This window comes from Streptomyces sp. NPDC001678, from assembly GCF_042892945.1.
Lineage (GTDB): Bacteria > Actinomycetota > Actinomycetes > Streptomycetales > Streptomycetaceae > Streptomyces.
In genome coordinates this window covers 113,371-134,726 of the sequence record NZ_JBIAUP010000011.1, presented here as the reverse complement: position 1 = coordinate 134,726, position 21,356 = coordinate 113,371, and the positions used below count along the sequence as shown (strand labels likewise).

Genomic DNA, 21,356 nt, shown 5'->3' with positions numbered 1-21,356 from the left:
TCAGCCGGCGGCCGGCGCGGTCCTCACGATCGTGTCGGCTGCGGCCGCCACCTCCCGGTCCGTCAGGTCCGCCCGGGCGGTCAGCCGGAGTCGCGAGACGCCGTCGGGCACGGACGGCGGCCGGAAGCAGCCGACGGCGAGCCCGGCCGCCCGGCAGTCCGCCGCCCAGCGCACGGCGGCCTCGGGCGAGGGGGCCCGTACGGAGACCACCGCCGCGTCGGGGCGCACGGCCACGAGCCCCGCCTCGGTCACCCCGCGGTGGAGCTCGGTGGCCACGGCCCGGACCCGCTGGGCGCGCTCCGGTTCGCGGCGCAGCAGCGCGAGGCTCGCCAGGGCGGCGCCGGCCGCCGCCGGGGCGAGGCCGGTGTCGAAGATGAAGGTGCGGGCGGTGCTGACGAGGTGCTCGATCACCCGGGCCGGGCCGAGGACCGCGCCGCCCTGGGCGCCCAGCGACTTGGAGAGGGTGACGGTGGCGACGACGTCCGCGTCGCCCGCGAGGCCGGCCGCGTGGAGGGCGCCCCGGCCGCCGTCGCCGAGGACGCCGAGGCCGTGGGCGTCGTCCACGAGCAGCGCCGCGCCGTTCTCCCGGCAGACCCCGGCGAGGGCGGCCAGCGGGGCGGCGTCGCCGTCGACGGAGAACACGGAGTCGGTGACGGCGAGCGCCCGGCCGTCGTGTGCGGCGAGGGCCTTGGCGAAGGCCTCCGGCTCGGTGTGCGGGACGACGGTCCTCTCCGCGCGGGCGAGCCGGCAGCCGTCGATGAGGGAGGCGTGGTTGCCCTCGTCGCAGACCAGGAGGGTGCCGCTGCCGGCGGGGCCGGAGAGGGCGGTGACGGCGGCGAGGTTCGCGGTGTAGCCGGAGGAGAAGACGAGCGCTGCCTCGAAACCGCAGAAGTCGGCCAGTTCCTCCTCCAGCCGGGTGTGCAGCTCGGTGGTGCCGGTGACCAGCCGGGAGCCGGTGGCGCCCGCGCCCCAGCGGCGGGCGGCCAGCGCGGCGGCCTCGGTGACCTCGGGATGGCGGGTCAGGCCCAGATAGTCGTTTCCGGCCAGGTCGACGAGATCGCTGTCGGCCGGGCGGGGCCGCAGGGTGCGGACGAGGCCGGCGGTGCGCAGCCGCGCCTGTCGCGCGTCGATCCAGTCGAACGGGTCGCGGTGCATGGCCGTCCCTCGCGTTTGGTGGGTTTGCATAAAACCTAGCCGTCCGGAGGCCGGGGCAGGATGTGGCGATACACACACCTCGAATGCCGCCTGTTGTGCGATCCCTACCTTGGCCGGATGCGGTGGAGTAGGCGAGGATCTCCGCCATGGACCTGCTGAACACGCTGGTGGACAAGGGGTTGCGGCGGGAGCTGCCGACCCGCGAAGAGGCGCTCGCCGTACTGGCGACCTCCGACGACGAGCTGCTCGACGTGGTGGCGGCGGCCGGAAAGGTACGCCGTAAGTGGTTCGGGCGACGGGTGAAGCTCAACTACCTCGTCAACCTCAAGTCGGGCCTCTGCCCGGAGGACTGCTCGTACTGCTCGCAGCGGCTCGGCTCCAAGGCCGAGATCCTCAAGTACACCTGGCTGAAGCCGGAGGACGCCTCGAAGGCCGCCGCCGCGGGTGTCGCCGGGGGCGCGAAGCGGGTCTGTCTGGTGGCCAGCGGGCGCGGTCCGACGGACCGGGACGTCGACCGGGTGTCGAAGACCATCGAGGCGATCAAGGAGCAGAACGAGGGCGTCGAGGTGTGCGCCTGCCTCGGCCTGCTCTCCGACGGCCAGGCCGAGCGGCTGCGCGCGGCGGGCGCCGACGCCTACAACCACAACCTCAACACCTCCGAGGCCACCTACGGCGCCATCACCACCACCCACACCTACGCCGACCGCGTCGAGACGGTGCGGCAGGCCCACGCGGCGGGCATGTCCGCCTGCTCCGGCCTGATCGCGGGCATGGGCGAGAGCGACGCCGACCTGGTGGACGTGGTCTTCTCGCTGCGGGAGCTGGACCCGGACTCGGTACCGGTCAACTTCCTGATCCCCTTCGAGGGGACGCCGCTGGCCAAGGAGTGGCACCTCACCCCGCAGCGCTGCCTGCGGATCCTGGCGATGGCGCGGTTCGTCTGCCCGGACGTCGAGGTCCGGCTGGCGGGCGGCCGCGAGGTGCATCTGCGCACGATGCAGCCGCTGGCGCTGGAGATCGCCAACTCGATCTTCCTGGGCGACTATCTGACCAGTGAGGGCCAGGAGGGCAAGGCCGACCTGGCGATGATCGCGGACGCGGGCTTCGAGGTGGAGGGCGCGGACACCTCGACGCTGCCCGCGCACCGGGCCGATGTCGCCGCTGCCGCCTCCGCCGTCTCCGCCGGTGGTTGCGGCGGGCACTCGGGCGGCGGCTGCGGGCCGTGCGGCGACGGTAGTGGCGCGGAGGCTGAGGTTCCGGCTTCGGGCGGCTGTGGTTCCGCGAGCGTCTGCGGTACGGCCGAGGCGCCGGCGGCGGCTGCCACCGGCGCGGACACGGCTTCCGTCCCGGCCGGCGGCACGGGACAGGCCGCGCCCGGCGAGGTCCGGCCGGACCTGGTGGCCGTGCGCCGCCGGGGCGCGGGGACGGACCTGCCGCCCAATGCCTGAGCCGCTCGACCCCGGCCGGCTGCTCGACCTCGACCGGCGGCACGTCTGGCACCCCTACGGCCCGATGCCGGGCCGCCAGGAGCCGCTGGTCGTCGAGTCCGCCTCCGGGGTGCGGCTGCGGCTGGCCGAACCGGCCCATGGCTCCCGTGAGTTGATCGACGGGATGTCCTCGTGGTGGTCGGCCGTCCACGGCTACAACCACCCCGTCCTCAACGCGGCCGCGCAGGCCCAGCTGGGGCGGATGAGCCATGTGATGTTCGGCGGGCTCACCCATGAGCCCGCCGTCCGGCTGGCCGCCACCCTGGTGGACATCACGCCCGAGGGGCTGGAGCACGTCTTCCTCGCCGACTCCGGCTCGGTGTCGGTCGAGGTCGCGATCAAGATGTGCCTCCAGTACTGGCGTTCGCTGGGACGGCCGGAGAAGCGGCGCCTGATGACCTGGCGCGGCGGCTACCACGGCGACACCTGGCAGCCGATGGCCGTCTGCGATCCCGACGGCGGCATGCACGAGCTGTGGTCCGGGGCGCTGCCGAAGCACGCCTTCGCGGACGCCCCGCCCGGCGGCTTCGCGGACGACGCCGACCCCGCCTACGTGGCCCACCTGCGCGAGACGCTGGCGCGGCACGCCCATGAGCTGGCCGCCGTCATCGTGGAGCCGGTGGTGCAGGGCGCGGGCGGCATGCGCTTCCACTCCCCCGCGTATCTGCGGGCGTTGCGGGAGCTGTGCGACGAGTACGACGTGCTGCTCGTGTTCGACGAGATCGCCACGGGCTTCGGCCGTACGGGCGCCCTCTTCGCCGCTGACCACGCGGGGGTCACCCCGGACGCGATGTGCGTCGGCAAGGCGCTGACCGGCGGCTATGTCACCCTCGCGGCGGCGCTGTGCACCTCCCGGGTGGCGCGGGGCATCAGCTCCGGCGAGGTCCCGGTGCTCGCGCACGGCCCGACGTTCATGGGCAACCCGCTGGCCTGCGCGATCGCCAACGCCTCGCTGGAGCTGCTGCTCTCCGGGGACTGGCGGACGGAGGTCAAGCGGATCGAGGCGGGGCTGCGCGACGGCCTGGCCAGCGCGGCTGACCTGCCGGGCGTACGGGACGTACGGGTGCTCGGCGCCATCGGCGTCGTCGAGCTCGACCACGAGGTGGACATGGCGGCGGCCACCCGTGCGGTGGTCGGCTCCGGGGTGTGGCTGCGGCCGTTCCGGAACCTGATCTACACCATGCCGCCGTTCGTCACGGCCGACGAGGACCTGGCGAGGATCTGCGCCGCGGTGACCGCCGCAGCGCGGGTGGCGTGACGGGAAGCGGGAAGAGGGAGAGATTCATGTCGGTACTGGTCGTCACAGGTACGGGCACGGAGGTCGGCAAGACCGTGGTGACGGCCGCGATCGCGGCGGCGGCGCTGGCCGCCGGCCGCTCGGTGGCCGTCCTCAAGCCCGCCCAGACCGGGGTCGCGGTGGACGAGCCGGGCGACATCGCGGAGGTGCTGCGGCTCGCGGGGCCCGTGACCGGGGTCGAACTCGGCCGCTTCCCCGAACCGTTGGCCCCCGCGACGGCCGCCCTCCGGGCGGGCCTCGCGCCCGTACGGCCCGCCGAGACCGTCCGGGCCGTACGGGAACTGGAACGCGCGCACGACCTGGTGCTCGTCGAGGGCGCGGGCGGGCTGCTGGTCCGGCTGGACGAGGACGGCTCCACGCTCGCGGACGTGGCGGGCCCGCTGGACGCGCCCGTCCTGGTCGTCGCCCAGGCGGGGCTCGGCACGCTCAACGTCACGTCGCTGACCGCGGAGGCGCTGGCCGCGCGGGGGCTGCGGCAGGCGGGCGTGGTCATCGGGAGCTGGCCGGCCGCGCCGGATCTGGCCATGCGGTGCAATCTCGTGGATCTGCCGGGGGCGGCGGGGGCGCCGCTGCTGGGCGCTGTGCCGGAGGGGGCCGGCGGGTTGGCACCCACCGATTTCCGCCGGGCCGCGGGTGGATGGCTGGCGCCGGAGCTTTCGGGGACGTGGGATGCCACCGGCTTCGCGGCGGCGCATGGGGGTTGAGGCCCCGGTCCCGCCCCTTCTCCGTTTCCCGGGGCTCCGCCCCGGGCCCCGGTCCTCAAACGCCGGACGGGCTGATTGTGCCCGCCCCGGGGAACAATCGCGGTAGCCGCCGTATCCCCGGGAAGGGGTGTGCCATGCCGCTCCGTAGTACCAGAACCCCGCACGACGCCGTGCACCATCCGGTCTTCGCCCAGGTGTGGGCGAAGCTGAGCCCCGTGCTGGACGACCGCGCCGGGATGGCCGAGCACCGGCGGGAGCTGCTGGCCGGGCTCTCGGGCCGGGTCATCGAGATCGGTGCGGGGAACGGGCTGAACTTCGCCCACTACCCCGGCACCGTGTCGGAGGTCGTGGCGATCGAGCCGGAGCGCCGGCTGCGCCGGCTGGCGGTGGACGCCGCCGTGCGGGCCGGGGTGCCCGTGGACGTGGTGCCGGGCGCCGCGGAGGCGCTGCCCGTCAAGAGCGAGGCGTTCGACGCGGCCGTGGTCTCCCTCGTGCTGTGCTCCGTCCGGGATGTGCGGCGCTCGCTCGGGGAGCTGCGGCGGGTCCTGAGACCGGGTGGTGAGCTGCGGTTCTTCGAGCACGGCATCGCCCAGGGGCGGGTGCTCGCGGAGGTCCAGCGGGCGCTGGACCGGACGGTGTGGCCATTGCTGTTCGGCGGCTGCCACACGGCCCGCGACCCGCTCGCCGCCCTTGACGGGGCGGGGTTCGAGCTCGGTGCGTACCGGCGGCTGCTGATGCCCAGCACCCGGGTGCCGATGCCCTCCGCGACCTGTGTGCTGGGGGTGGCCCGGCGGCCCGCCGAACCCATGCGTAGCTGAACGGAGGCACCCTCCGGTAAGTTGGTGGTCCACGACAACCGAGGGGGTTCCATGTCACGACCGTTCCGTTTCGCCGTCAACATGCTGAACGTGGGCACGTCCGCCGAGTGGCGGGAGAAGTGCCGCCGGGCGGAGGCGCTCGGCTATGACGTCATCCTCGTGCCGGACCACCTCGGCATGCCCGCGCCCTTCCCCTCCCTGGTGGCGGCCGCCGAGGTCACGCAGCGGCCGAGGGTCGGCACGTTCGTGCTCAACGCGGGATTCTGGAACCCCGCGCTGCTGGCCCGCGAGGTGGCCTCCACCGATCAGCTCACGGGCGGCCGCCTGGAGCTGGGGCTGGGCACCGGCTACGTACGCGCCGAGCACGAGCGGGCCGGGCTGCCGTTCGGCTCGCCGCGCGAGCGGGTCGACCACCTGGAGCGGACGATCACCGAGGTCACCCGGCTGCTCGCCGACCCGGAGCACCTCCCGGCGGCCGCCCAGTCGCCCCGGGTACCGCTGCTGCTGGGCGGCAACGGCAACCGCGTCCTGCGGCTGACCGCCCGGCACGCGGACATCGCGGCCTTCACCGGCGCGGCCACGGACGCCACCGGGGAGACCCGGCTGATCACCCCCGACGCGCTCGCCGAGCGCGTCGCCGCCTATCAGGGCTTCGCGGCCGGCCGGAGCGAGCCCGCCGAGCTCAACTATCTGGTGCACCTCGTGCTGCCGGGCACCGACCGGCGCGCCAAGATCCGCGAGCACCTCGCCAACGCCCCCGGTCTCACCGAGGACGACCTGCTGGCCCACCCCGCCGTCCTGACCGGAACCGTCAAGGACATGGCCGAGCAGGTGCGGGGCCACCGCGAGCGGTACGGGTTCACCTACTTCACCGTCCTGGAGCCCGCGCTGGAGACCTTCGCCCCGGTGATCGAGGAACTGCGAGGCTGATCACAGCCGACTGCTTTGCTGGTCCTTTACTATTGATGGTCACCATCGTCAGTGATGGTGACCATCCTGTTTCCCAGTGATCCGACCCTGTCATGAGTGAAAGGTGTGAGCGTCCGTCCATGGGCGAGCCCCCCAGTAGTCCCCGGAGCCGACATCGCGCGGTCCTTCCGCCCCTGCCCGATCATGGGACGGAGGTGAACCGATGACCGAAGTCCTCCTCCTGGTGGTGGCGCTGCTGCTGACGCTCGCGTGCGCCGTCTTCGTCGCGGCGGAGTTCTCCCTCACCACCGTCGAGCGCGCCGAGCTGGAGCGGGCGGCCGACAGCAAAGAGCGCGGCGCCGAGGGCGCCCTCAAGGCCGTCCGGAGCCTCACCTTCCAGCTGTCCGGAGCGCAGCTGGGCATCACCGTCACCGGCCTGATCATCGGCATGATCTCCAAGCCGTCCATCGCCGCGCTGCTCACCGGCCCGGTGGAGGCGCTCGGCCTGTCCGCCTCGGTGGCGTCCCAGACCGCCCTGATCCTGGGCACGGTGGTCTCCACCGTCGTGCTGATGGTCGTCGGCGAGCTGGTGCCCAAGAACTGGGCGATCTCCCGGCCGCTGCCGGTGGCCAAGCGGGTCGCGGGCCCGCAGCGCGCGTTCAGCGCCGCCTTCCGCCCGCTGATCCGCCACCTCAACAACACCGCCAACCACATGGTGCGCCGGCTGGGCCTGGAGCCCGCCGAGGAGCTCGCCACCGCGCGCGGGCCGCAGGAGCTGATCGCGCTGGCCCGGCACTCCGCCAAGGAGGGCGCGCTGGAGGCGGACACGGCCGAGCTGTTCGTCCGCACCCTGAACCTCGCGGACCTGTTGACCGAGAACGTGATGACCCCGCGTGTCCAGGTCATCGCGCTCGACTCCCGGGCCACCGTCGAGGACGTCGCCAACGCGACGCTCGCCACCGGTCTGTCCCGCTTCCCCGTCTACCAGGGCAGCCTCGACACGGTCGTCGGCACCGCCCACATCAAGGACGTCCTGGCCATACCGGCCGACGAGCGCCCGCGCCGCTCCGTCACGGCGATCACGCGCGAGCCCCTGCTCGTCCCGGAGTCGCTGACCGTGGACCGGCTGCTGGACCGGCTCGCGGGCAAGCGCAGCATGGCCGTCGTCATCGACGAGTACGGCGGCACCGCCGGCGTCGTCACGCTGGAGGACATCATCGAGGAGGTCGTCGGCGAGGTGCGCGACGAGCACGACCCGCACGAGCTGCCCGACCTGGCCCCCGCGGGCCGGGACGCCGACGGCCGCAAGCTCTACGACGCCGACGGCGCGGCCCGCACCGACCAGCTGGAGCACATCGGGCTGCGCGCGCCGGAGGGCCCGTACGAGACCGTGGCCGGGCTGATCGCCACCGAGCTCGGCCGGATCCCGGACGAGGGCGACACGATCGAGGTCGCGGGCTGGCGGATCCGGGTCACCGACGCCGCCGGGCGGCGCGCGGCGCGGGTGCTGCTGACGGCCCCGCCGCCGGAGGCGGACGGCGGCGCGCCCGCCGAGGGGGGTGCGGACCGATGACGCTGGTCCAGTTGCTGATCGGGCTGGCGACGCTGGTCGCCAACGCCTTCTTCGTGGGCGCGGAGTTCGCCATGATCTCCGTGCGCCGCGGCCAGATCGAGCCCTACGCGGAGGACGGCGACCGCCGGGCCCGCAGTGTCCTGTGGGGCCTGAAGCACATCTCCGCGCTGATGGCCGCGGCCCAGCTCGGCATCACGCTGTGCACACTGGTCCTCGGTGTGGTGGCCGAGCCGGCCATCGCGCATGTGACGACGCCGCTCTTCGAGGCGGTGGGGCTGCCGGACGGGATGATCCACCCGCTGTCCTTCGTGATCGCCCTGGCCCTGGCCACCTATCTCCACATGCTCTTCGGCGAGATGGTGCCGAAGAACATCGCGCTCGCCGAGCCGGTGCGCACCGCGCTGCTGCTCGGCCCGCCGCTGGTGACGCTGGCACGGGCCCTGCGCCCCTTCGTCTTCGCCATCAACCGGCTGGCGAACGGGGTGCTGAAGCTGCTGCGCGTCGAACCCAAGGACGAGGTCACGGCCGTCTTCTCGGACGACCAGCTCGCCCGGATGGTCGCCGACTCCAGCGCGGCGGAGCTGCTGGACCAGCGGGCCACCGCGCGGCTGCGCAACGCCCTGGAGCTGGGCAAGCGCCCGGTCCAGGACGTGGTGATGCCGCTGGAGCGCGTGGTCAGCGCCCACTTCGGGGTGACCCCGGAGGAGCTGGAGCAGCTCTCCGCCGCATCCGGCTACTCGCGTTTCCCCGTGGTCGACGACGGGAGCCGCATCCTGGGCTATCTCCATGTCAAGGACGCCCTGGACGCCAAGCCGCGCGACATGCCCTTCCCGCTGCGGCGGATGCGCCCGATCGCCCGGGTCCGGGCGGATACCCCGCTGGACGACGTGATCACGGCCATGAGCGGCACCGGCGCCCACCTCGCCGCGGTCATCGGCGAGGACAACCGGCTGGCCGGGCTGGTCACCCTGGAGGACGTGCTGCGCGAGCTGGTCGGCTCCCTGCCGTGACCGGCGGTCCCCGGTGGCGGGGCGATAGGATCGCCCCGCCATGCCGATGAATGCCGCGTACACCCACCCCGAGCCGTACACCAGCTTCGTCGCCGTCGGAGACTCCTTCACCGAGGGCATGTCCGACGGTCTGCCGGACGGTTCCTACCGCGGCTGGGCGGATCTTCTCGCCGCCCGGCTCGCGGCCCGGACCACCGGCTTCCGCTACGCCAATCTGGCGGTGCGCGGCAAGCTGATCGCCCAGATCGCCGACGAGCAGGCGGGCCCGGCCGCCGCCATGGGCGCGGACCTGGTGACGCTGGTGGGCGGGCTCAACGACGTCCTGCGCCCCAAGTGCGACGTGGACCTCGTCTGCGCCCGCCTCGCCGAGGCGGCGGACAGGCTGGCCCCGAGCTGCCGGCAGCTGGTGCTGATGCGCAGCCCGGGACGCCGGGGCCCGGTGGCGGAACGGTTCCGGCCGCGCATGGAACACCTCTTCGGCTTCGTCGACGAGCTGGCCGAGCGGCACGGCGCGGTGGTCGTCGACCTCTTCGGCGCCGACGTCCTGGGCGATCCCCGGCTGTGGGCCGAGGACCGGCTGCACCTCGACGCCGAGGGGCACCGGCGGGTGGCCGAGGCGGTCTGGCAGGCGCTGGGCCACCCGGCGGAGTACGACTGGCGGGCGCCCCTGCCGCCGGCCGTGCGCCCCGGCTGGGCCGCCCGCCGCACGGCCGACGCGCGCTTCGCCCGGGAGCACCTGGCCCCGTGGATCGGCCGCCGGCTGACCGGCCGCTCCTCGGGCGACGGCCGGCCGCCCAAGCGCGCCGAGCTGCTGCCGTACGACGCCCCGGCCTCCTGATCCCGGCGCTCTCGTAGCAAGCCACAAACCGGGGCGGGGCGTCCGTCTGCGCGAACCGCCAGTAGACTTCGGTCACGTGACTGCAAAGCCCCGCATCCCCAACGTCCTCGCCGGCCGCTACGCCTCCCCCGAGCTGGCCGTGCTGTGGTCCCCCGAACACAAGGTGAAGCTGGAGCGCCGGCTGTGGCTGGCCGTGCTCCGCGCGCAGAAGGACCTGGGGATCGAGGTGCCGGACACCGCCCTCGCCGACTACGAGCGCGTCCTCGACCAGGTCGACCTGGTCTCGATCGCCGAGCGCGAGAAGGTCACGCGGCACGATGTGAAGGCCCGTATCGAGGAGTTCAACGCCCTCGCCGGCCATGAGCACGTCCACAAGGGCATGACCTCCCGCGACCTCACGGAGAACGTCGAGCAGCTCCAGATCCGGCTCTCCCTTGAGCTGGTCCGCGACCGCGTCGTGGCCGTCCTGACCCGGCTCGGCAAGCTGGCCGCCGACCACGCCGAGCTGGTCGTCGCGGGCCGCTCGCACAACGTCGCCGCGCAGGCCACCACGCTGGGCAAGCGCTTCGCGACCACCGCCGACGAGCTGCTGGTGGCCTTCGCCCGCACCGAGGAGCTCCTCGCCCGCTACCCGCTGCGCGGCGTCAAGGGCCCGGTCGGCACCGCCCAGGACATGCTCGACCTGCTCGGCGGCGACACGGAGAAGCTCGCGGAGCTGGAGCGCCGGACCGCCGAGCACCTCGGCTTCGCGCACGCCTTCACCTCCGTCGGCCAGGTCTACCCGCGCTCCCTCGACTACGACGTCGTCACCGCGCTGGTGCAGCTGGCCGCCGCGCCGTCCTCGCTCGCCAAGACGATCCGGCTGATGGCCGGCCACGAGCTGGTCACCGAGGGCTTCAAGCCCGGCCAGGTCGGCTCGTCCGCGATGCCGCACAAGATGAACACCCGCTCCTGCGAGCGCGTCAACGGCCTGATGGTGATCCTGCGCGGCTACGCCTCGATGACCGGCGAGCTGGCGGGCGACCAGTGGAACGAGGGCGACGTCTCCTGCTCCGTGGTGCGCCGCGTGGCGCTGCCGGACGCGTTCTTCGCGCTCGACGGCCTGCTGGAGACCTTCCTGACCGTCCTCGACGAGTTCGGCGCCTTCCCGGCCGTCGTCGCCCGTGAGCTGGACCGCTACCTCCCCTTCCTCGCCACCACCAAGGTGCTGATGGGCGCGGTGCGGGCCGGTGTCGGCCGCGAGGTCGCGCACGAGGTCATCAAGGAGCACGCGGTGGCCTCCGCGCTGGCGATGCGCGAGCAGGGCGCCGAGCGCAACGAGCTGCTGGACAAGCTGGCCGCCGACGAGCGCGTCCCGCTGGACCGCGCCGCGCTCGACGCGCTGATGGCCGACAAGCTGTCCTTCACGGGCGCGGCGGGCGACCAGGTCGCCACCGTGGTCTCCCGTATCGAGGACATCGCCGAGCGGTACCCCGAGGCGGCCGCGTACAAGCCGGGGTCCATCCTTTAAGGATGACTCCCGAAGAGCTGGAGGCCGCCCGCGACCGTCTCGTCCCCGACGTGGTCGCGGACGGCCTCGACGTCCTGTTCTGCGGCATCAACCCCGGGCTGATGACCGCTGCCACGGGCCATCACTTCGCCCGCCCCGGCAATCGCTTCTGGCCCGTCCTCCACGCCTCCGGCTTCACCCCCCGCCAGTTGGCACCGGCGGAGCAGGACGAGCTGCCCGGCTACGGGCTCGGGATCACCAATGTGGTGGCCCGGGCCTCCGCGCGGGCCGACGAGCTGACGGACGAGGAGTACCGGGAGGGCGGGCGCCTTCTCGTGGAGAAGGTCCTCCTGCTGCGGCCGAAATGGCTGGCGATAGCCGGAGTGACCGCCTATCGCGTCGCCTTCGGCGACAAGAAGGCGAAGATCGGGCCGCAGGAGCGGACGATCGGGGACACACGGATCTGGGCCCTGCCGAACCCCAGTGGGCTGAACGCGCACTGGACGCTGCCCAGGATGGCCGAGGAGTACGGGCGGCTGCGCGCCGCCGTGGGCAACGGGTAAGCCCTGACGCTCGCCCCCTCGACTCCCACCGGCTACGATCCGTCGGCAAAGGGAGCGCAAAGCTAGTAGGAGGCGGCACGTGGGGCGGCTCACCGGCGGGGATCCGTCGCTGCTGCGGCGGATCAATTCGGCCGTGGTGCTGCACGCGCTGCGCGCCGCCGAGGCCCCCACGCTCACGGACCTGGTCACGGTGACGGGCCTGTCCCGGCCGACCGTCGAAGGCGTGGTCGAGGGGCTCATCGACACCGGTCTGGTGGTGGAGGCCGCCGTCGACGAGAGCGCGACGCGCCGTCAGGGCCGCCCCGCCCGGCGGTTCCGCTTCCGGGTGGAGGCCGGGCATCTGCTGGGCGTCGAGATCGGCCCGCACCGCGTCGCCGCGCTGATGGCGGATCTGGGCGGGCGGGTCATGGGCTCCGCGCAGGTGGAGGTCTCCGAGACCGCGCCGGCCGACGAGCGCCTGGAGCAGGTGCGGGTGGCCGTCGCCGATCTGCTCAAGCGCTCTGGCGTGGCCCGCAGTTCACTGCGGGCGGTGGGCGTGGCCACCCCCGGCATCGTGGAGGCGGACGGCACCGTACGGCTGGGCACGGCGCTGCCGGGCTGGACGGGGCTGCCGCTCGGGGAGCGGCTGCGCCGCTCGTTCCGCTGCCCGGTGCTGGTGGAGAACGACGCCAACGCGGCGGCCGTGGCCGAGCACTGGAAGGGCGCGGCCCGGCAGTCCGACGACGTCGTGTTCGTGCTGGCCGGGCTGAGCCCGGGCGCCGGCGCGCTGATCGGCGGGCGGCTCCACCGGGGCTTCGGGGGCGCGGCCGGGGAGATCGGCGCGCTGCATCTGCTGGGGCGCGAGGCCACCCCCGAGGAGGTCCTCTCCCCCACCGGGGAACCGCTGCATCCGCTGGACGAGGCCCAGGTGGCCGAGGTGTTCGCGCTCGCGGCACGGGGGGACGAACGCGCCCGGGCCGCCGTGGAGCGGTATCTGCGCAGGCTCGTGCACGACGTGGCGGCGCTGGTGCTGGCGCTGGACCCGGAACTGGTCGTGGTCGGCGGCTGGGCCGCCGGCCTGGACGGGATCCTGGAGCCGCTGCGCACCCGGCTCGCCCGCTACTGTCTGCGGCCGCCGCTGGTGGCCCAGTCGCTGCTGGGCGAGGCGGCGGTCGCCACGGGGGCGCTGCGCCTGGCCCTCGACCACGTCGAGAAGCAGCTCTTCGCGGTCGAGAGCACGGTCACCGCCCGCCGGTGACCGGCGGGCGGGCGGCGCGCGTCAGCCTGCCAGGAGCTGGACAGCGGGGGTGTCCCCGAAGGTCAGCCGGCAGGTGTCGGCGCGGTACGTGGCCACGGCGACGGCGACGGTGCGCCCGCCCGAGAAGTAGCGCGTGGTGACGACGAGGACGGGAGAACCGGGCAGCCTGTCGAGCTGCTTGGCGTCGTCGGCGCGGGCCGAGCCCAGCTCCACGGCCTGGTCCTGCCCCTCCAGCCGCAGCCGCTGGAGCTCGCGGAGCACGGCGTGGGCGCGGGCCGGCCCGGTGGGCGGCTCGTCGGCGGCGAGACCGGGCACGCTGGCGGCGGGCACGTACAGCACCTCGGTGGCGACCGGCTGGGCGCGCGTCTTGCGGGTGCGGCGGACGGTGTGCAGCGATGCGGCCGGATCCAGGTCGAGGAGCCGGGCCACGGCGGCCGGCGGGATCTGCTCGGCGCTGTCGACGGGCTGCCAGGCGTCGCCCGGCGCACCGGGCCAGGAGTGCTCGGTGTCGGTGACCGCGACCCCCATCCGGGGCGGGGCGACGGTGGTGCCGACGCCGCGCCGGCGCTGCAGCCGGCCCTCGAGCTCCAACTGCTCCAGCGCCTGACGGAGCGTGGCCCGGGCGACGCCGAAACGGGCCGCGAGCTCACGCTCGTTGGGCAGGATCTCACCCACCGCGAACTCGGAGTCGAGTGCGTCGCTGAGGACGGTTTTCAGGTGCCAGTACTTGGGCTCCGGCACCGATTCCAGCTGCGTGCTCCCCACCCTGACCCTCCGCAAAGGCTTTTCGCGCGCTTATTTATTAAAGGTTGTTGCAGTATGCCTGCGACCATAGGGCGGTGCGCCTACTTGGTCAAGACCAATGGCGTCGCGAACCGGCCACTGTCAGTGCCCTCCGATACCGTCGGATACGGTTATTGATCACCAGTACGAGTCGGTGCGAATCGGCGGAGCGGCAAGGGGGCGGACGATGCGACAGGTCACGGACCAGATCCCGGACCAGGTCACGGTGGTCACCGGAGCGAGCAGGGGCATCGGCGCCGCGGTCGCCCTGCGGCTGGCGCGCGCGGGTCACGCGGTGGCCATCGGCTACGAGCGTTCGGCGGAGGCCGCGGAGAAGACGGCCGAGGCGGTGCGCGCGGAGGGCGTGGCGGCCGTCGCCCTGCAGGTCGACACCAGCGTCGAGAGCGAGGTCGACGCCTTCTTCGACGCGGTGAAGGAGCGGTTGGGAGCGGTCACCGGCCTCGTCAACAACGCCGGGATCACCGGGCTGTTGGGCCGGTTCACGGAGACCCCCGTGGAGCAGATGCGCCGCGTGGTCGACGTCAATGTCACCGGTGCGCTGATCTGCGCCCGGCGGGCGGCGCTGGAGATGTCGACGAGCCTCGGCGGCCGGGGCGGCGCCATCGTGAACATCTCCTCGGCCGCCGCCACCCTGGGCAGCCCGGGCGAGTACGTCCACTACGCGGCGAGCAAGGCCGCCGTGGACGCCATGACGATGGGCCTGTCCAAGGAGCTGGCCGCCGAAGGTATCCGGGTCAACTCCGTCCAGCCCGGCATGATCGCCACGGACATCCACGCCTCGATGGGCGACCCCGAGCGCCCCTGGCGCAAGGCCGGCGGGATACCGATGGGCCGCCCCGGGGAGCCGGAGGAGGTCGCCGGGGCGGTGGCGTGGCTGCTGTCGCCGGAGGCGTCGTACACCACGGGCGCGGTGCTGCGCGTGGCCGGCGGGCTGTAGCCGTACCCCGGCCCGTCCTGACGTCCCGGCCCCGGCCGGGACGTCAGGGCAGCACCCCCGTCAGCTTGTCGGGGTTGCGCATGACATGGATCTCCGCGATGAGCCCGTCGGTGGTCTCGACGCTGAGCACGGTGTCGGGCAGCCCCCGGGACAGCACCAGCACCGCCGGGGCGCCGTTGACCTCGACGAGGCGGACCTCCGGGTCGGGAATCGGCTTGGCGGCGATGGCCAGCAGGAAACGGGCGACCTTGTCGGCGCTCTCCAGCACGCGCAGCGGGCCCTTGGCCTTGCCGCCGCTGTCGCCCACGAGACGGACACCGGGGGCGAGGAGGGCCAGGAGGTCCCCGACGCTGCCGCCGGTGGCGGCGGCGAGGAACCGCTCGGTGAGCTCCCGGCGGCCCGCGGCGTCGACGTCGAAGCGCGGTCTGCGCTCCGCCACATGACGGCGGGCCCGCCCGGCGAGCTGCCGCACGGCCGCCTCCGAGCGGTCGAGGGCCTCGGCGATGTCCGCGTAGGGGAAACCGAAGGCCTCGCGGAGGACGAAGACCGCGCGCTCCGGCGGGGAGAGCGATTCGAGGACGACGAGCAGGGCGAGGGAGACGGTGTCGGCGAGCACGGCCCGTTCGGCGGTGTCGGGGACGGTCGCGCCGAAGTCGGTGGCGACGGGCTCGGGCAGCCACGGCCCCACATAGGCCTCGCGCCGCGTGTGTGCCAGGCGCAGCCGGTCGAGGGCCAGCCGGGTGGTGACGCGCACGAGATAGCCGCGCGGGTCGCGGACGTCCTCGCGGTCCGCCGCCGACCAGCGCAGCCACGCCTCCTGGACGACGTCCTCCGCGTCGGCGAACCGGCCGAGCATGCGGTAGGCCACCCCGCCCAGGGTGGCGCGGTGTTCCTCGAAGACGTCGAGCAGGGCATCGCTTGCGTTCACCTCCTCATCCCAGCGGAGGGGATGGTGAATGTCCACGTGAACCGGGTCTCACCCGTCGCTCGTGGGCAGAGCTCGCGCCCACGCTCTACCCAGCGGTAACCGTTGCTGACATCCTGTCTAAGCGGCCTTGGCGAAGTCCGGTGCGGTTCGGTGGCGCCCCGAAGGGGCGTGGGGAACTGCGCGACCAGCCACGACGCACCAGCAGATGACGTACCGGACTTCCAGCGGAGCGCTTGGGTACGTCGCCCCACGGATGACGAGGAGCCGCCCATGGCCGAGAAGATCTCCTTTCCCGTCGACACGCCCTCCGGACCGCGCACGGCCACGGTGGTGTACGAACGCCTCGGCGGCGGGGAGCCCATGGTTCTGCTGCACGGGATCGGCCACCATCTGCAGGTCTGGGACCCGGTGCTGGGCCTGCTCGCCGCCGAGCACGACGTCATCGCCGTCGACCTGCCGGGCTTCGGGCTCTCCCCCGGGCTGCCCGGCGGGATCTCCTACGACCTCAAGGGCGTGATCCCCGTGCTCGGCGCGCTCTTCGACGCCCTCGGCCTGGACCGGCCGCACGTCGTGGGCAACTCCCTCGGCGGCCTGATCGCCCTGGAGCTGGGGCACCGCAAGCTCGTACGGTCCGTCACGGCGCTCTCGCCCGCCGGGTTCTGGACCAAGGGCGAGCGCCGGTGGGCGTACGCGGTGCTGCGGTCCCTGCGGACGGGCGCGTCGCGGATGCCGGAGCCCACCGTGGCCCGGCTGGCCCGCTCGGCCGCGGGGCGCGCCGCGCTGACCGGCTCCATCTACGCCCGGCCGGGCCGCCGTTCGCCCGACGCGGTGGTCGCCGAGTCACGGGCGATGCGCGGGGCGACGGGCTTCGAGGCCACCCTGGCCGCCGGGCGCTCGCTGCTCTACACCCACGACGTGCCGGACGTGCCGGTCACCATCGCCTGGGGCACCAGTGACCGGGTGCTTCCGCGGCGCCAGGGGGTGCGGGCGAAGAAGGTGATCCCCGGGGCCCGGCTGGTCCGCCTGCCCGGCTGTGGTCACGTGCCCATGAACGACGACCCGGCGCTCGTCACCCGCGTCGCACTGGACACCTCGCGCTGAGCGCTGTTCACGGGATGTTCGACTGCCGGGCCCACGACAGCGCGGGGCAGGACGGTGGCGGCATGGGCGCGCCCACTGAGCCAGCGCGCCCATGCCTCACCGAACAACTTCTTCAGAAAGGAACAGAAACTGCCCCAAACAGTGCACTGAAGTGGTTTGAACGCACAAAAAAGAAAATCTCGAGCGTATTGACGGCGCCCCCCCGATACGGTGAACGGGTGAAGATCGTGGTGCAGGTGAAGCTTCTGCCGTCGCCCGAGCAGGCGACAGCCCTCAAGGCCACACTGCACGCGTGCAATACGGCGGCCAACCGGGCGTCAACCGTTGCATTCGAGACTGGCCCCCAGTCCCGGAACGACTTACAGAAGCTCGTATACGCCCACCTCAAGGCCGACTATGGGCTCGGTGCACAACCAGCGGTCCGCACAGTCAAGAAGGTCGTGGACGCTTACACCACGCTACGCGCGAACATCCGAGCCGGAAATCTCGGGCCGGAGGGCTCGAAACGACGCGCGAAGGCAGAAGGCAAGCCGATCTCTTTCCGTATCGACGCGGCGCAACCGTTCGACGACCGCATTCTGTCCTGGCAGATGGACACGGGCACAGTGAGCATCTGGACCGTGTGCGGACGTCTGCGCGGTATCGAGTTCGCCGGTGGTGCGAATCAACTCAAGACACTGCGCGAGTACCGAAAAGGTCAGACCGATCTGGCACACCGGGACGGGAAGTGGTTCCTGGTGGCGGTATGTGAAGTGCCAGAAGGTGAGCTGTACGACCCCGTCGACTGGATCGGAGTAGACCGGGGCGTCGTCAACCTCGCCACCACTTCGGACGGGGACAACCATCAGGGCCGCCGCCTGTCCCGGTATCGGCGGTGGCATGCCCGAAAACGTCAGGAGCTCCAGGCAAAGCGGACTCGTTCAGCGAACCGCCGAGCCAAACGGCGCGCAAAGAGAGAAGCTCGGCACGCCGCGCACATCAACCACAGAATCGCCAAAAAGATCGTGGCCGTCGCACAACGCACCGGACGCGGCATCGCCCTCGAAGAGCTCGACGGCATCCGCGACCGGGTACGGCCTTCCCGCGACCAGCGGGCCACGTTCTCCACTTGGCCGTTCCACCAGCTCGCCGAACACATCCATTACAAGGCCCTCCGTCTGGGTGTACCGGTGATCGAAGTGGATGCTGCCTACACCTCACAGATGTGCCCACGCTGCAGGCACACAGCGAGGGACAACCGTCCCGAACGGGACACTTTCCGATGCAGGCGGTGCGGGCTCGCTGGCCCCGCCGACCTCGTCGCCGGGGTCAACGTGCGCAACCGTGCACGCTCGGCGTGGGTCCTCGTCAACGGACCCGTTTCACAGCGGAGGTAAGGCTTCTGCCGTGGGAGATGCGACCCGTGACCGTCCTGCCGTAGGGGACAGTCGGGAGCGCGACTCAGCTAGGGATCCGGTCGGTCAGCAGGGTCCTTCAAGGCTGAGAAGTTGACTGTCCGACGCGCCCCAGTTGCAGCACTCTTCCAGGCGCGGTGGGATGGTGACAGCCTCACCCCGTCGCGAGGAAGGTGCGGTGCCGTGGCCGAAGAGGTGGATGTCGTCGTCATCGGGATGGGCCCCGGCGGTGAGCACGTCGCGGGCGGTCTGGCGGAGGCCGGGCTGAACGTGGTGGGCGTCGAGGCCGAGCTGGTCGGCGGCGAGTGCCCGTACTGGGCCTGTGTGCCCAGCAAGATGATGATCCGCGCCGGGAATCTGCTGGCCGAGGCCCGCCGGGTGCCCGGTATGGCGGGCTCGGCGCGGGTCGACGCGGACTGGGCCCCGGTCGCCGCCCGGGTCCGGGACGACGCCACCGACGACTGGGACGACCGGGTCGCGGCCGACCGGTTCACCGGGAAGGGCGGCCGGCTGGTGCGCGGCCGGGGGCGGCTCGCCGGGCCGGGGAAGGTGGCGGTCGGCGACGAGGTCTTCGAGGCCCGGCGCGGCATCGTCGTCGCCACGGGCAGCAAGCCGCAGATCCCGCCGGTGCCGGGCCTGGACACCGTGCCGTACTGGACCAACCGGGACGCGATCGCCGCGAAGGAGCCGCCGCGCTCGCTGCTGGTGCTGGGCGGCGGGGCGATCGGCGTCGAGCTCTCCCAGGTCTACGCCCGTTTCGGTACGCGCGTCACCGTCATCGAGGCGATGGACGGCCTGATCCCCGCGGAGGAGCCGGAGGCGGGCGAACTGCTGGCCGGGGTGCTGCGCGCCGAGGGGCTGACGCTGCGGACGGGCACCCGGGCCGCGCGGGTGCGGCACGACGGCGACGCGTTCGTGCTGGAACTGGCGGACGGCTCGGAACTGACGGGAGATCAGCTGCTGGTGGCCACCGGCCGCCATGCAAACCTCTCCGGGCTCGGGCTGGACACCGTCGGCCTCGACCCGTCGGCCCGGGCGCTGCCGACGGACGGCCGGATGCGGGTGGCGCCGGGGCTGTGGGCGCTGGGCGATGTGACCGGGCACGGGGCCTTCACCCATGTGGCGATGTACGAGGCGGACATCGTGCTCCGCGAGATCCTCGGCCGGGGCGGCCCGGACGCCGACTACCGCGCCCTGCCCCGGGTCACCTTCACCGACCCGGAGGTCGGCGCGGTGGGCCTGACCGAGAAGCAGGCCCGCGACAAGGGGCTGCGGGTGCGCACGGGGTGCTCGAAGGTGCCGGACTCGACGCGCGGCTGGATCCACAAGGCGGGCAACGAGGGACTGGTCAAACTGGTCGAGGACGCGGAGCGCGGGGTGCTGGTCGGGGCGACGGCGATGGGGCCCATGGGCGGCGAGGTGATGTACGGCCTGGCGGTGGCGGTCCAGGCGCGGGTGCCCGTGGCCACGCTCCGGCACATGATCTACGCCTACCCCACCTTCCACCGGGGCGTGGAGGACGCGCTGCGCGATCTCGGCGCGTAAACATCAGGAAAATTTACCCAGCGGGCACAGAAGCGAACAGAAGCGGCCTTTACTCATCGGACACAGGGTGTTCGTGATCACGCAACACCGCTCCGTCAGGGTGGCCGCATGACCGACGAGACCATCGCGAAGAGCTCCCACCGGCACCACTGGCGCCGGGACCTGGTGGAACTGGCCGCCCTGTTCAGCGCGGTCGCCATCGCCGACTCGGTCGCCGACACCGTCGTCCACGGCCCCGACGGCCCCGTCCTGCTGGGTGCCTCCGCCGCCGCGCTGCTGGCCACGGCCGCCTTCCACACCTGGTGGTCACGGCGCCGCGGCCCCGCGCCCCCGGCCCCCGACCCCACACCCGCTCCGCCCGCCACGGCCGACGGCGCCGCGCCCTCCGCCCGGCAGGGCGGCCCCACGACGCTGTGGCGGATGCGGACGACCGTACGCGACGAGCCCGGCAGCCTGGCCGCCCTCGGCCTGGCCCTCGCGGGCCTCGGCGTCGACATACTGTCCCTCCAGACCCACCCGCTGGGCGACGGCACCGCCGACGAACTGCTGCTGCGCGCCCCCGCCGCCCTGGCTCCCGCCGAGCTCACCCGCGCCGCAGCCGAGGGCGGCGGCCGCGACACCTGGCTGGAGCGGGCCGACGCCCACGACCTCGTGGACGCCCCCACCCGGGTCCTCCACCTCGCCACCCGCACCGCCCTCGACGCCGCCGAACTGCCGCTCGCCCTGCGCCGGCTGCTGGGCCGCTGCACCATCCGCTCGATACCGGCCGCCCGTTCCGGCGCGGACGGCGAGTCCGTACCGGACGACGGGGTGTGGGAGGGGACGGTGATGCGGCTGCGCGACCCCTCCGGCGGCACCATCACCATCGACCGCCCGTATCTGCCCTTCACCCCGACCGAGTTCGCCCGCGCCCGCGCGCTGGTCGAGCTCGACGCCCGCCTGGGCCCGCGCGCCACGCGCCCGGGCGACGTGCTGACGCTGCCCGAGGGCGGCGAGATCACCGTCCGGCGCGCCTGCGCCGGCGACCTGGCCGCCGCCCGGGAGATGCACGAGCGCTGCTCCCCCGCGACGCTCTCCCAGCGCTACCACGGCCCCGTCGGCGACGCCGACCGTTATCTCCACCACCTGCTGAGCCCCCGCTTCGGCCGCACCCTGGCCGCGTACACCGCCACCGGACGGCTGGTGGCGCTGGGACATCTGCTGTGGGACGGCGACGAGACGGAGGTCGCGCTGCTCGTCGAGGACGCCTGGCAGCGGCGCGGGGTCGGCGGCCAACTGCTGGGCCGGCTGGCGGCCATGGCCACCGAGGCGGGCTGCGAGAGCGTCTACGCCGTCACCACCGCCTCCAACACCGGCGTCGTCGCCGCCATGCGCGCCCTGGAACTGCCCCTGGACTACCAGGTCGAGGAGGGCACGCTCGTCATCACCGCCCGCATCGCCGCCCGCACCGCCGGCCGGCCCCCGGTCACCCCGGGACGTCCCGTGACCGTACGCCGCGCCACGGGTGGCTGACCGGCGGCCCGCCGGAGGAAAAAACCGGTGACGCGGCGGCACCGCGCGTACGAGG

General features: G+C 73.2%; 19 protein-coding genes. 16 read left to right on the top strand and 3 right to left on the bottom strand.

All coding sequences use genetic code 11. The features are described 5' to 3' along the window. Entirely contained in the window at window positions 1-1,155 is a 1,155-nt protein-coding gene (locus tag ACFYZR_RS23065; RefSeq protein ID WP_391913159.1) for an 8-amino-7-oxononanoate synthase, read from the bottom strand. A gap of 146 nt (window positions 1,156-1,301) precedes the next feature. On the opposite strand from ACFYZR_RS23065, the gene bioB reads away from it, so the two are divergent. The 11 genes from bioB to ACFYZR_RS23010 all read left to right on the top strand — a co-directional run bounded on the left by bioB (window position 1,302) and on the right by ACFYZR_RS23010 (window position 13,080). Then, window positions 1,302-2,603 (top strand): biotin synthase BioB, encoded by a 1,302-nt coding sequence (gene bioB / locus ACFYZR_RS23060; protein ID WP_391913157.1) that lies wholly within the window; start codon window positions 1,302-1,304, stop codon window positions 2,601-2,603. Next, window positions 2,596-3,900 carry an adenosylmethionine--8-amino-7-oxononanoate transaminase gene (locus tag ACFYZR_RS23055; protein ID WP_391913155.1) on the top strand — a complete coding sequence of 435 codons (1,305 nt, stop codon included), beginning with the start codon at window positions 2,596-2,598 and terminating at the stop codon, window positions 3,898-3,900. Before bioB ends, ACFYZR_RS23055 begins: the two co-directional genes overlap by 8 nt. 26 nt (window positions 3,901-3,926) lie before the next feature. Next, the gene (gene bioD / locus ACFYZR_RS23050; protein WP_391913153.1) at window positions 3,927-4,643 is read left to right on the top strand and encodes a dethiobiotin synthase; all 717 of its coding nucleotides are present in this window, start codon (window positions 3,927-3,929) and stop codon (window positions 4,641-4,643) included. A gap of 134 nt (window positions 4,644-4,777) precedes the next feature. Then, window positions 4,778-5,461 carry a class I SAM-dependent methyltransferase gene (locus ACFYZR_RS23045; RefSeq protein WP_391913151.1) on the top strand — a complete coding sequence of 228 codons (684 nt, stop codon included), beginning with the start codon at window positions 4,778-4,780 and terminating at the stop codon, window positions 5,459-5,461. Window positions 5,462-5,512: 51 nt separating this feature from the next. Then, entirely contained in the window at window positions 5,513-6,391 is an 879-nt protein-coding gene (locus ACFYZR_RS23040) for an LLM class F420-dependent oxidoreductase (protein WP_391913149.1), read from the top strand. Between the two features lie 202 nt (window positions 6,392-6,593). Beyond that, window positions 6,594-7,943, top strand: a complete 1,350-nt coding sequence (locus ACFYZR_RS23035; RefSeq protein ID WP_391913147.1) for a hemolysin family protein — start codon at window positions 6,594-6,596, stop codon at window positions 7,941-7,943. After that, window positions 7,940-8,953 carry a hemolysin family protein gene (locus tag ACFYZR_RS23030; RefSeq protein WP_391913145.1) on the top strand — a complete coding sequence of 338 codons (1,014 nt, stop codon included), beginning with the start codon at window positions 7,940-7,942 and terminating at the stop codon, window positions 8,951-8,953. The genes ACFYZR_RS23035 and ACFYZR_RS23030 overlap by 4 nt, the downstream gene beginning before the upstream one ends. Window positions 8,954-8,993: 40 nt before the next feature. Next, window positions 8,994-9,791: an SGNH/GDSL hydrolase family protein gene (locus tag ACFYZR_RS23025; protein WP_391913143.1), complete on the top strand. Its 798-nt coding sequence runs from the start codon at window positions 8,994-8,996 to the stop codon at window positions 9,789-9,791. 76 nt (window positions 9,792-9,867) lie between these two features. Further along, entirely contained in the window at window positions 9,868-11,301 is a 1,434-nt protein-coding gene (gene purB, locus ACFYZR_RS23020) for an adenylosuccinate lyase (protein WP_391913141.1), read from the top strand. 2 nt (window positions 11,302-11,303) lie between these two features. Further along, a complete protein-coding gene (gene mug / locus ACFYZR_RS23015) occupies window positions 11,304-11,843 on the top strand; it encodes a G/U mismatch-specific DNA glycosylase (RefSeq protein WP_391913138.1) in 540 nt (179 codons plus the stop codon). A gap of 79 nt (window positions 11,844-11,922) precedes the next feature. Beyond that, window positions 11,923-13,080, top strand: coding sequence for an ROK family protein (locus tag ACFYZR_RS23010; protein ID WP_391913136.1), 1,158 nt, complete (start codon window positions 11,923-11,925; stop codon window positions 13,078-13,080). A gap of 21 nt (window positions 13,081-13,101) precedes the next feature. Here ACFYZR_RS23010 and ACFYZR_RS23005 read toward each other — a convergent pair whose 3' ends face one another. Beyond that, window positions 13,102-13,845, bottom strand: coding sequence for a GntR family transcriptional regulator (locus ACFYZR_RS23005; RefSeq protein ID WP_391913134.1), 744 nt, complete (start codon window positions 13,843-13,845; stop codon window positions 13,102-13,104). A 205-nt stretch (window positions 13,846-14,050) separates the two neighbouring features. Here ACFYZR_RS23005 and ACFYZR_RS23000 point away from each other — a divergent pair, with 205 nt between their 5' ends. Further along, window positions 14,051-14,821 (top strand): SDR family oxidoreductase, encoded by a 771-nt coding sequence (locus tag ACFYZR_RS23000; RefSeq protein ID WP_391913132.1) that lies wholly within the window; start codon window positions 14,051-14,053, stop codon window positions 14,819-14,821. A gap of 43 nt (window positions 14,822-14,864) precedes the next feature. On the opposite strand, the gene sigJ is transcribed toward ACFYZR_RS23000, so the two are convergent. Continuing rightward, window positions 14,865-15,749: an RNA polymerase sigma factor SigJ gene (gene sigJ / locus ACFYZR_RS22995; RefSeq protein WP_391913130.1), complete on the bottom strand. Its 885-nt coding sequence runs from the start codon at window positions 15,747-15,749 to the stop codon at window positions 14,865-14,867. Between the two features lie 270 nt (window positions 15,750-16,019). Here sigJ and ACFYZR_RS22990 point away from each other — a divergent pair, with 270 nt between their 5' ends. From ACFYZR_RS22990 to ACFYZR_RS22975, 4 genes are all read left to right on the top strand, one after another. Continuing rightward, window positions 16,020-16,850, top strand: coding sequence for an alpha/beta fold hydrolase (locus ACFYZR_RS22990; RefSeq protein WP_391913128.1), 831 nt, complete (start codon window positions 16,020-16,022; stop codon window positions 16,848-16,850). 218 nt (window positions 16,851-17,068) lie between these two features. Next, complete coding sequence (locus ACFYZR_RS22985) at window positions 17,069-18,226, top strand: RNA-guided endonuclease InsQ/TnpB family protein (RefSeq protein ID WP_391913126.1); 1,158 nt, start codon at window positions 17,069-17,071, stop codon at window positions 18,224-18,226. 201 nt (window positions 18,227-18,427) lie between these two features. Beyond that, a complete protein-coding gene (locus tag ACFYZR_RS22980) occupies window positions 18,428-19,789 on the top strand; it encodes a dihydrolipoyl dehydrogenase family protein (RefSeq protein ID WP_391913124.1) in 1,362 nt (453 codons plus the stop codon). Between the two features lie 108 nt (window positions 19,790-19,897). Beyond that, entirely contained in the window at window positions 19,898-21,301 is a 1,404-nt protein-coding gene (locus ACFYZR_RS22975) for a GNAT family N-acetyltransferase (RefSeq protein ID WP_391913122.1), read from the top strand. The last annotated feature ends 55 nt before the right edge of the window (window positions 21,302-21,356 follow it).

Coding starts and splice junctions, on each gene's coding strand:
- ACFYZR_RS22975 (WP_391913122.1), top strand. CDS start 19,898: ATGACCGACGAGACCATCGCGAAGAGCTCCCACCGGCACCACTGGCGC.
- ACFYZR_RS23065 (WP_391913159.1), bottom strand. CDS start 1,155: ATGCACCGCGACCCGTTCGACTGGATCGACGCGCGACAGGCGCGGCTG.
- ACFYZR_RS23045 (WP_391913151.1), top strand. CDS start 4,778: ATGCCGCTCCGTAGTACCAGAACCCCGCACGACGCCGTGCACCATCCG.
- ACFYZR_RS23035 (WP_391913147.1), top strand. CDS start 6,594: ATGACCGAAGTCCTCCTCCTGGTGGTGGCGCTGCTGCTGACGCTCGCG.
- ACFYZR_RS23000 (WP_391913132.1), top strand. CDS start 14,051: ATGCGACAGGTCACGGACCAGATCCCGGACCAGGTCACGGTGGTCACC.
- ACFYZR_RS22990 (WP_391913128.1), top strand. CDS start 16,020: ATGGCCGAGAAGATCTCCTTTCCCGTCGACACGCCCTCCGGACCGCGC.
- bioD (WP_391913153.1), top strand. CDS start 3,927: ATGTCGGTACTGGTCGTCACAGGTACGGGCACGGAGGTCGGCAAGACC.
- bioB (WP_391913157.1), top strand. CDS start 1,302: ATGGACCTGCTGAACACGCTGGTGGACAAGGGGTTGCGGCGGGAGCTG.
- ACFYZR_RS23040 (WP_391913149.1), top strand. CDS start 5,513: ATGTCACGACCGTTCCGTTTCGCCGTCAACATGCTGAACGTGGGCACG.
- ACFYZR_RS23030 (WP_391913145.1), top strand. CDS start 7,940: ATGACGCTGGTCCAGTTGCTGATCGGGCTGGCGACGCTGGTCGCCAAC.
- mug (WP_391913138.1), top strand. CDS start 11,304: ATGACTCCCGAAGAGCTGGAGGCCGCCCGCGACCGTCTCGTCCCCGAC.
- ACFYZR_RS23055 (WP_391913155.1), top strand. CDS start 2,596: ATGCCTGAGCCGCTCGACCCCGGCCGGCTGCTCGACCTCGACCGGCGG.
- ACFYZR_RS23025 (WP_391913143.1), top strand. CDS start 8,994: ATGCCGATGAATGCCGCGTACACCCACCCCGAGCCGTACACCAGCTTC.